Origin of the sequence: Rhizobium sp. BK376 (assembly GCF_004341625.1) — a bacterium.
Lineage (GTDB): Bacteria > Pseudomonadota > Alphaproteobacteria > Rhizobiales > Rhizobiaceae > Rhizobium.
This window is the reverse complement of sequence record NZ_SLZG01000064.1, coordinates 1-8,991: the sequence shown is the minus strand read 5'-3', so window position 1 is coordinate 8,991 and position 8,991 is coordinate 1. Positions and strand designations below refer to the sequence as shown.

The 8,991-nt window shown below is 57.1% G+C and carries 9 protein-coding genes and 1 pseudogene; 5 read left to right on the top strand and 5 right to left on the bottom strand.

Going from position 1 to position 8,991, the window contains the following annotated elements; all coding sequences use genetic code 11:
* Window positions 1-243 precede the first annotated feature (243 nt).
* Window positions 244-2,496, bottom strand: a complete 2,253-nt coding sequence (locus EV561_RS36345; protein WP_132528688.1) for a CDC48 family AAA ATPase — start codon at window positions 2,494-2,496, stop codon at window positions 244-246.
* 148 nt (window positions 2,497-2,644) lie between these two features.
* Here EV561_RS36345 and EV561_RS36340 point away from each other — a divergent pair.
* From EV561_RS36340 to EV561_RS36330, 3 genes and pseudogenes are all read left to right on the top strand, one after another.
* Window positions 2,645-3,073, top strand: a pseudogene (locus EV561_RS36340) (ribonucleotide-diphosphate reductase subunit beta); the annotation flags it as partial.
* Between the two features lie 263 nt (window positions 3,074-3,336).
* Window positions 3,337-3,720: a hypothetical protein gene (locus EV561_RS36335; RefSeq protein WP_132528687.1), complete on the top strand. Its 384-nt coding sequence runs from the start codon at window positions 3,337-3,339 to the stop codon at window positions 3,718-3,720.
* A 28-nt stretch (window positions 3,721-3,748) separates the two neighbouring features.
* Window positions 3,749-4,222 carry a hypothetical protein gene (locus EV561_RS36330; protein WP_165928052.1) on the top strand — a complete coding sequence of 158 codons (474 nt, stop codon included), beginning with the start codon at window positions 3,749-3,751 and terminating at the stop codon, window positions 4,220-4,222.
* 586 nt (window positions 4,223-4,808) lie between these two features.
* Here the strand turns inward: EV561_RS36330 and EV561_RS36320 are convergent.
* Window positions 4,809-5,990, bottom strand: a complete 1,182-nt coding sequence (locus EV561_RS36320) for a M20 aminoacylase family protein (protein WP_132528684.1) — start codon at window positions 5,988-5,990, stop codon at window positions 4,809-4,811.
* 173 nt (window positions 5,991-6,163) lie between these two features.
* Between EV561_RS36320 and EV561_RS36315 the strand changes: the two genes are divergently transcribed.
* Window positions 6,164-6,394 carry a hypothetical protein gene (locus tag EV561_RS36315; RefSeq protein WP_132528683.1) on the top strand — a complete coding sequence of 77 codons (231 nt, stop codon included), beginning with the start codon at window positions 6,164-6,166 and terminating at the stop codon, window positions 6,392-6,394.
* A 64-nt stretch (window positions 6,395-6,458) separates the two neighbouring features.
* On the opposite strand, the gene EV561_RS36310 is transcribed toward EV561_RS36315, so the two are convergent.
* Both EV561_RS36310 and EV561_RS36305 read right to left on the bottom strand, forming a co-directional pair.
* Window positions 6,459-6,683 (bottom strand): hypothetical protein, encoded by a 225-nt coding sequence (locus tag EV561_RS36310; protein WP_132528682.1) that lies wholly within the window; start codon window positions 6,681-6,683, stop codon window positions 6,459-6,461.
* 137 nt (window positions 6,684-6,820) lie between these two features.
* Window positions 6,821-7,039, bottom strand: coding sequence for a hypothetical protein (locus tag EV561_RS36305; protein ID WP_132528681.1), 219 nt, complete (start codon window positions 7,037-7,039; stop codon window positions 6,821-6,823).
* A 182-nt stretch (window positions 7,040-7,221) separates the two neighbouring features.
* On the opposite strand from EV561_RS36305, the gene EV561_RS36300 reads away from it, so the two are divergent.
* Entirely contained in the window at window positions 7,222-7,992 is a 771-nt protein-coding gene (locus tag EV561_RS36300) for an SOS response-associated peptidase (RefSeq protein WP_132528680.1), read from the top strand.
* A gap of 551 nt (window positions 7,993-8,543) precedes the next feature.
* On the opposite strand, the gene EV561_RS36290 is transcribed toward EV561_RS36300, so the two are convergent.
* Window positions 8,544-8,991, bottom strand: a 448-nt coding sequence (locus EV561_RS36290; protein ID WP_245513270.1) for a hypothetical protein, incomplete at its 5' end; no start/stop codon positions are given.

Sequence of the window (8,991 nt, the reverse complement as noted above, 5' to 3'; positions counted from 1 at the left end):
ATAAAGAAAGGCGTGCGGCTGCTTGGTGTCACTCTTTCGTCGCTGGAGAAGGCCAACTCTGCGACACAAGAGCAGTTCGATCTGGGACTTTGAGATCGCCGCGTTGCAAACGCGACGGTGTCTGATTGCGCAGCGATAATCTTTTCGAAGTGGCACTATTGGGTCGGGCTTGCTGCAGCTAGGCATTGGGGACCAACGCGGCCCCTTTTGTGCTGTCGCGGACGTCGTTCGACCACAGCCATGTCATTTTTTCGCCAGGCCAAGCGGGGTGAAACCGATCTGCATCCGCTGTGGGTTCTCTTGGCGAAGCGTACGAAGCATTTCCTCGTATTCCCGCTCCATCTCAGGCGTAACCGAGGGACGAACCTCCACGAGCGCCTTGGCAAAGTCGCCACCGTCCACCTTGGTCGTATCGATCGATCGCCTCAGAGCGATCAGACCTGCACGCCTCGTCAAGTCCTCCAAATCCGCACCAGTGAAGCGCTCGGTCTTCTCCGCGAGGCCGTCAAGGTCGACGCTGCTGGCGAGGGGCATATTCTTGGTATGAATGCCCAGTATCTTACGCCGCGCCTCAAGGTTCGGGACAGAGACGTAAACCAGTTCGTCGAAACGTCCGGGTCTCAGAAGCGCCGGGTCTAGCAGGTTCGGACGATTGGTTGCTGCCATAACGACTACGCCCTGCATGTCCTCTAGACCATCCATCTCCGCAAGCAACGTGTTCACCACGCGTTCGGTCACGGCAGGTTCGCCGAATCCGCCGCCGCGAGCCGGCGCAAGGGAGTCGATCTCGTCGATGAAGATGACGGTTGGAGCGACCTGTCTTGCCCGCTCGAAAAGGCGGGAAACCTGCTGTTCAGACTCCCCGTACCATTTCGAAAGTAGGTCCGAAGACTTGGTGGCGACGAAGTTGGCTTCCGCCTCACGGGCGACGGCCTTGGCCAGAAGTGTTTTACCCGTCCCCGGGGGGCCGAAGAGCAGGAAGCCTTTGGCGGGCCGGATGCCCATGCGCTTGAAGGATTGCGGAGACCGAAGGGGTAGCTCCACACCCTCTTTCAGCTTTCGTTGAGCCTCGTCGAGACCGCCAACGTCTTCCCATCGGACATTGGGTGCCTGGATCATGATCTCGCGCAGCGCGGAGGGTTGGATGCGCCTCATGGCGGACACGAAATCGTCCTGTGAAACCGTCAGTCTCTCCAAAATTTCAGACGGGATTCCTTCCCTGAGGTTGATGTCCGGTAGAACGCGGCGCAGGGCGTCCATGGCGGCCTCCCTGACGAGTGCACCAAGGTCGGCACCCACGAAGCCGTACGTCGTCCTCGCGATCTCGTCCAGGTCAGCATTCTCAGAAAGCGGCATACCGCGCGTGTGGATCGCCAGAACCTCGCGGCGTCCGTTTTGGTCCGGGACACCAATTACGATTTCGCGATCGAACCTGCCCGGTCGCCGCAGCGCTTCGTCGATGGCATCACGCCTATTCGTTGCGCCGATGACGACGATGTTTTGCCTGGGTTCCAGACCGTCCATCAGGGTGAGCAACTGCGCCACGATACGGCGCTCGACTTCCCCGGTAACCTGCTCCCGCTTCGGAGCAATGGAATCGATCTCGTCGATAAAGATGATGGATGGAGCATTCTGCGCCGCCTCCTGAAAAACCTGACGTAGACGCTCCTCGGATTCGCCGTAGCGGCTCCCCATGATCTCGGGTCCGGCGATGTGGTAGAAATTAGCCTCTGTTTCGTTCGCCACGGCGCGTGCAAGCAGCGTCTTGCCGGTCCCCGGAGGACCATAAAGAAGCACGCCCTTCGGCGGATCGATACCAAGGCGCTGGAATAGCTCCGGATGGCGCAACGGAAGCTCGACCATTTCCCGGACCTGGTCTACGGAAGACCCAAGGCCGCCGATGTCATCATACGTGACGTCGGCGCGACGAGCTTCTTTCGGCTCCTCGAACTGCGGGCGCAGCTCGATGACTGTCTGCTCAGTAACCTGCACGATGCCACGAGGCTGCGTGGAGACGACAACAAGCCTTATCTCCTGCAGGCCGTAGGCCGGAAGATTGATCCGGGGATCATTGATCCTCTGCTGTACCGACGTCGAAACCACGTCACCAGACGCCATCGGGCGATGGAGGAAGACCCGATGTAGAGCGTCACCCGAGCCTTGAAGCGTCAGATTTTTCTGCGCAGGGGCGAGGATAACTTTTGTGGCCGCCCGCGCCTCGGCCTTGCGGACCTCGATATGGTCTCCGCTCGTTGCTCCCGCGTTCACCCGCAGTAGGCCATCGAGGCGAATGATATTGAGCCCCTCGTCCTCGTGATACGCACTCATTGCCAGCGCCGCGGTATGTCGCTTGCCGATGAGCTCTATCAGATCACCCTCGCGGATACCGATTTTGCGCATCGCATCATTGGAAAGGCGCGCAATACTCGCGCCAGCATCCTGCGGCCTCATGCTCGCGACCTGCAACGAAAGAATATGGTCTTCCGAACCCGACATAGCGCCCTCCAAAGTCGTCGGTGAAATTGCTTGCTCGATAAGTAGGGGAGAAACTTACCTTTCAAAGGTGTGGGCGGTCTTGCAAAACCCTAGCCTTTGGAGAACTTGGAACTCCGTTGCGTTCCCACAAGCGGCGGGCCTCAACAGGCAGCTCAACACCGCCGACATGATCCGGCTGATCATCCGCGACGAGGCCGTCCACGGCTACTACATCGGCTACAAGTTTCAGCGCGACCTAGAGCGGCTATCCGAAACCGAGCGCCAGGAGATCAAGGACTTCGCCTTCGATCTGCTGCTCAAACTCTACGACAACGAGGCGAAGTAAACCGAGGCGCTCTATGACGGCGTCGGCCTGACCGAGGACGTCAAGAAATTCCTGCACTACAACGCCAACAACGCGCTGATGAATCTCGGCTACGAGGCGTTGTCTCCAGCCGAATCCTGCAAGGTCAATCCGGCGATCCTCTCGGCACTGTCGCCGAACGCCGACGAGAACCATGACTTCTTCTCGGGATCGGGTTCATCCCATGTCACCGGCAAGGCTGTCGCGACCGAAGACGAGGACTGGGATTTCTGACACAAAGAACTGCGAAAGCGCGACCCGTATGGGCCACGCGACACGACGTGGCTCGGGCTTGCATCGGAAGGCAAGCCCATTCTCAAAAGCTATTAATGTCCCCCGATCGATGGCAATCATCACCTTTCGTAGTCTCAACAAGGGTGCCCTTCGCCGAGAGAAACAGGCCGCGAGGCGACAAATCGTCAGACCTATCGGCGTTCCGACCTATTGATAATGATCGGCTCGATGACAATCTGATGATTGTGGTTGGAGTTTGAAAAATGCCGTATGTGATCCTCGCCCTGTGTGCAGTGGTGTGCACGTTTTTCCTGGCGCGCCTGCTGGTCGCTAAGACGTGTTTAGTTGAAAAGGCCATCGAGGATACGATCGCTCGCAAGCTTTCAGCTGCCGCGCCGAAGATCGAGCTGGAGCGCCTGCGAGAAGAAAACGGCGTGATGCGGAATCTATTGATCGATATGGTCGAAAATGAAGGAGCTTCTAGCTCAGCCAAATCGCAGATGTCTGCCGCAGAAAGCAAGCAGGCGATGAATGCTCGTATGCAGAGGAGGCGCGAGATTTTTGGCGAGGCGATTTATTTACTCCGGCAAACAGAGAAATCGCGAACCGGCGTCCGCATCGCGATAACACAGCCCCCTGAATCATGACTTTTCAGATTGGGACGGAAATCAGATCGTGACCTCAAAGGACCCGTCGTTTAGGTGGCCGTTAGCCCTCTGGCCCCTGCGCATAGCCGTCGTAACGCTCGTTCTCATCACCGAAATCGCACGACCACTTTATCGCCCGTTGGTGCAGTGGTTCTCTGGACTGGCGCTAGTTAAACAGCTCGACGCCGTTATCGGCTCCCTGCCCCGCCTTGCTGTCTTGATCCTCTTTGCTGTGCCATTTGCCGTGGCGGAGCCTCTGAAGATTTACGCGCTGGTGTTGATTGCGAAGGGCCGTCTCGTCGCTGGCCTGACGATTATCGTGTTCGCCTACCTGATGAGCTTTGTCCTCGTCGAGCGTATCTTCCACGCCGGACGCGAGAAGCTGCTCACCTACAATTGGTTCAAATGGCTGATGGAGCGCGTTGAAGTGGTGCGGCATTGGTCTCATGAGATTGCGAGCACCATTGCCAAGCGGGTTCGCCGCATTCTGCAGATCGCTTGAGCTTCTTACCCATATCGTGGTCGACGTCCCTCGGAATGCGAAAGCATCGCGGCAAGGCTGACCTTGGTGGTAAGCGTCCGGTCAGGCATTTGATTATCGACGTTAGGCGCATTGTGGTCGAAGGACATTGCTGTTCATGAGCTTCAAGAAATCGCGCTAAAATTTGATGATTTGCTGGAATCAAGGATATTCACGGTCGCCAGCGACTAAGCAACTGTGTTTCTAGGTAAGTATCCGGTCAGGCTATCGTGCGGACGGGCGACATCGACGATCCTTGCGCCTGCCACGGCAGCCTCTTCCAATATCGACAACTTGTCGTCATCAGACCAGTCACGCCGACGCTCCACACCCGTCAAAATCTCAGTACGACCCATAGTTCATCCCTGATGACGTCGCTGGAGAAGGAATTAGGGACGTAACTTCAGGTGTTCGATGGAATCTCAAAGGTAGGCTCACCGGACGCTTAACTCACCGGACGCTTAACCCTCGACGAGCAGCGTAACGATAGTTCGCAGGTTCCCGGCTCGTTTACCGAGTACAAATCGCGATGGCCGGACTAGAGGCTATCGCACCACACCCCGGCAACTCACGCTGAAACCGGTGCGCCCAATCGACTATTGACCAGTGACAGCCAGTATTTCACTCCGAAAGAAATTGCACTGTCGTTGAAATCAAAACCCGGATGATGGAGATACTGGCTATCACCGTTGCCGATCAAGATGATCGAGCCAGGTCGCTTTTCCAGCATGTACGCGAAATCCTCCGACCCCATCGACTGGCTGTAGTGTGCGTCAACGGCATCCGTCCCTACAATCGAACGCGCGACGTCCAAGCTGATCTCGGTCATTTCAGGATCGTTTACGACCACCGGATAGCCCGGACGCCAGTCGATCTTCGCCTCGCATGAAAATAAGGCAGCGGTGGTTTTAACGACCTCACGGAAACGGTCTTCTACAGCTTTGCGAACCTCCGTGCTCATTGTGCGGATCGTTCCGCCAACCCGAACGGAATCTGGTATCACGTTAAGCGCTTGATCGTTTCCACCCTTGATGAACGTGATCGAAACCACGACGGGGTCAAACGGATCAGTGAAACGGGAAGCGATCGTCTGCAGTGCCGCCACCAAGTGGGTAGCCGCGATGATGGGATCGTGCGTCATATGGGGTGATGCAGCATGGCCTCCCTTGCCGTCGATGGTCACGACAAAGCGATCTCCTCCGGCCATAAACGGGCCGCTGCGTGTTGCAAACGACCCGACCGCAAGCCCCGGCTCATTGTGCATGCCATAGACTTCATCGATTTCAAATCGATCGAGAAGGCCTTCTTCGATCATGACACGGGCTCCGCCGCCGCCTTCCTCGGCAGGTTGGAAGATCAAAACGACCTTTCCCGCGAAGTTGCGCTGCTCAGCAAGACACTTAGCGGTTGCGAGCAGCATCGCTGTGTGACCGTCGTGACCGCACGCATGCATCATGTTGGGAACCTTGGAAGCATAAGGCAGATTGGTTTGTTCCGACATAGGCAGTGCGTCCATGTCGCAACGCAGGCCAATCCCCTTACCCGGTCCCAGTGCCCCTTGGATAACAGCGACGACACCCGACTTTGCGATACCGGTGACAACCTGATCGCATCCAAACTCGGTGAGTTTTTCTGCGACAAACGCAGATGTTTGGGGCAGGTCGAACAGGAGTTCCGGATGTTGATGGATTCTACGCCGCCAATCTGTGGCTTCAGCAGCGATGTCTTCGATATCGAGAGGAGCGTTCATCAATTAGACTACCAGATTTCAATTTACGATTCGGCCGGGATAACCTTCCCTAGCAGACCGCCGGCGTGCGTCCAGTTCAAAGAACTGATTTCGTCTTTCCACAGCCTGTCGCTCGACGGTGTTCCATTTCCGGATTCATTTGCTAATGTAGCTCGTCCAACCGGGAGGGGTACATGGCGTATACAGCATTGGAACCGGACGGCATCTATTGGGCACGTCGCAAGGCGTCGAAAAGCGAACCTCTGACCGTTGTTCAGGTATCGACGCTTTTTGGCGACGAGCACGAGTACTGGACCCTGGTGCAATTGGGATCGGACCAGCATCATATGCCGGGCGACTTCGAGATCGTCGAAAAGATCACGGACCCCTCGCAACCGCGCGTGCTACGCCAGGCTGCCGAATAGCACCTTGAGCGAAATACCGTCTGCGACGGGCCGCCGGCCCTCCCGCGCCCTGAGAGAAGCGCAGTCAATGGCGCTCGTTTTGCAATCTATTCCTCCGCTCCGCGAGCAGCTCGTCGCCAACCAGCCTTTTACCCAAAACACTGAGATCAGTGCGCCCTGGAGCTTGCTCGATAAGCCCAAGCTCGCTCAAATGCTTACCCACATCGACAGCAACCGAGTCGATTTCGTGCTGGTAAATACCGACGAGCGAATTCCATTCGTTGATGGTCAGTTCTCTTCTCGCAATCATCTTGGCTCTTCCGTTGCCGATCTGCGAACTGGCTCCAACCTAGCACAATTCTTCATCTCGAGGGTTGCGGTTCTCCGTGTACCAAAGGGTGAAGCCACGCCAGCGATCCTTTCGAAGTATCCCAGCGCAATAAAGCGTTATCGGGCCGCACCGTGCGCGGAGGGTCTCTCCTTCTCCCGCTCCCGCTTGGTTGTGTCCGCTGGACTTTCATCATCCTGCAATTTGCGGCGAACGCGTTCGATCTCTTTTTCGGAGGCGTCGACCGCAGCACCACTGTCATCTGGGATACCTGGGCCAGACTGGGCGATGCTGGCATCTTTCGGTCGGTCGTTGAGACCGTTCGTGAACTTAGACATGGCAATCTCCTCTCTAAAAGGAGAACGAAATAGGCTGCTATTTGTGCCACCGATCTGATCGTTGCCATTCGAACATCGTCCTCGACGGCGACGCCGCGCTCCTAAATGTTCCCCGTCGATCGGTTGGCAGCCCATACCGTCTCGGTTAATCTCTCGCGTCGTTCGAACGGGGATCATCAGCCATGTGCAACCTCTACCGCATGGAGGACAAGGATTGGGTCAACAAGTGGGCGTTGGACGCCGAGAGCTTCATCAACCTGATGCCCGCCTATCAGATGAACCCCGATCAAATGGGGCCGATCGTCCGCAATACGCCTGATGGCCGTCGGCAGCTCGTCCACGCCCGATGGGGCCTGCCCTCCCCATTCTTTGTCCAGCAGAAAGCCGCAGAAGACCGTGCCGTGAAGCTGAGGGCGAAGGGACAGGCCGTCGACATGGACGAACTGCTTCGCATGGAGCCGGATCGGGGCCTGACCAATGTTCGCAAGCTCAATCTGCCCCATTGGAAACGCTGGCTCGGTGTCGAGCATCGATGCCTGGTCCCCGTCACAAGTTTCGCGGAACCCGATCCTGCCAGCCAAGAGCCTGGCGGCCGTGTGCCGAACGCATGGTTCGCGCGAGATGAAAGCAAGCAGCTGATGTTCTTCGCCGGAATCCACGTCCCTCAGTGGCAGAGCGTCCGGAAGGTCAAAGACGGCCTGACCACAGACGATCTCTATGGGTTCCTGACCACCGACCCCAATGAGGTCGTCCAGCCGATCCACGAAAAGGCGATGCCTGTCTTGCTGTTGACCAAGGAAGACACGGATATCTGGCTGAACGCGCCGTGGGAGGAAGCACAGCATCTTGCTCGCCCGGCACCGAATGACGCGATCACGATCACCTCGCGAGAAGCGTATGGATCAAGCGTCGTCACGACTGCGGGCGAACCCACGGAGCCGAGCTTCCTGTGAGGGCGACGACATCGGCTCGTTTGGAGATGGAATTCCGCTGACGATGATCACCGACTTCATCGCCGAGCTGTACCGAGCGGCTAACGAAATCGATCGGCTGACGGCTGCCGAGAAGCGTCGCCTGCTGAGGCGCTGAACGAAAGGTGCCCCAGCTCGTCCATGGAAAGGCGATCACATGTCAAAGCGAATGAGACAATGTGGGCGCAGAACACCGGTTACGATATATTCAAGATCGAAGTCTCTGATTAATGCGGACGGTTCTCGCCACATCAAAAGAGCCAGAATCTTGTAAGTTGCTTCGCGCGGGAAAGGGAAAAGCGCATACCCTGATCGTTCCCTGCAGAGGGCACTTCGTTGGTTGGCGATGTAGGCCGGTGTTCCATCAAACGGAATGGCGAAGCGATGCCCGCGTCCGCAGCCGTACGTCAAGCACGCTGCGGACGGTGCCCTCCCAGAGAAAGCAATGGCCTTCAAGAAACAAAACTCGCAGCGCTGCTTTGCGGCTCGCGCCACTCATCGATCATTCCATGATGGTCTTTGCATCTCATCGATCAGGAGCAAACATCCGTCCTGACTGGATTGCCGAGACGGTCGTAGTGGTGGTTCCATTCCGATTGGCATTGATTGTAGAGATAGTTTTCATCGTCGCGGGAGGATAACGGTCCATCGTCACGGAACCGCCCGGAAAAGTGCTCTCGACCAGCAAACCCGCCGTTGCGGCTTACCTCTCCGCCCATCTGGCTGCTCATGGCAGCTCCTCCTCGATGCCCGCCTCCCTCGTGACCTCCACCGTGACCGCCCTGGGCAAATGCGGGTGTTACCGTTGCGATAAAAGTGACTGCAAGCGACAGAGTAATCAGACTCGTTGCAGCGATCTTACGAAGCATGGACATGGTAGTTTTCCTTAACAGGATGCGGAAAAAGGCGCTTGCTGCGAGCGGACTGCCGTGATTCCATGCCTCGGTGATTGGTCGGCAGGAGTGGGACATGCGCGGCAGT

Bases quoted from the DNA above. Each gene is read 5' to 3' on its own strand.
- EV561_RS36345 (WP_132528688.1), bottom strand. From the start codon at position 2,496: ATGTCGGGTTCGGAAGACCATATTCTTTCGTTGCAGGTCGCGAGCATG.
- EV561_RS36335 (WP_132528687.1), top strand. From the start codon at position 3,337: ATGCCGTATGTGATCCTCGCCCTGTGTGCAGTGGTGTGCACGTTTTTC.
- EV561_RS36320 (WP_132528684.1), bottom strand. From the start codon at position 5,990: ATGAACGCTCCTCTCGATATCGAAGACATCGCTGCTGAAGCCACAGAT.
- EV561_RS36315 (WP_132528683.1), top strand. From the start codon at position 6,164: ATGGCGTATACAGCATTGGAACCGGACGGCATCTATTGGGCACGTCGC.
- EV561_RS36310 (WP_132528682.1), bottom strand. From the start codon at position 6,683: ATGATTGCGAGAAGAGAACTGACCATCAACGAATGGAATTCGCTCGTC.
- EV561_RS36305 (WP_132528681.1), bottom strand. From the start codon at position 7,039: ATGTCTAAGTTCACGAACGGTCTCAACGACCGACCGAAAGATGCCAGC.
- EV561_RS36300 (WP_132528680.1), top strand. From the start codon at position 7,222: ATGTGCAACCTCTACCGCATGGAGGACAAGGATTGGGTCAACAAGTGG.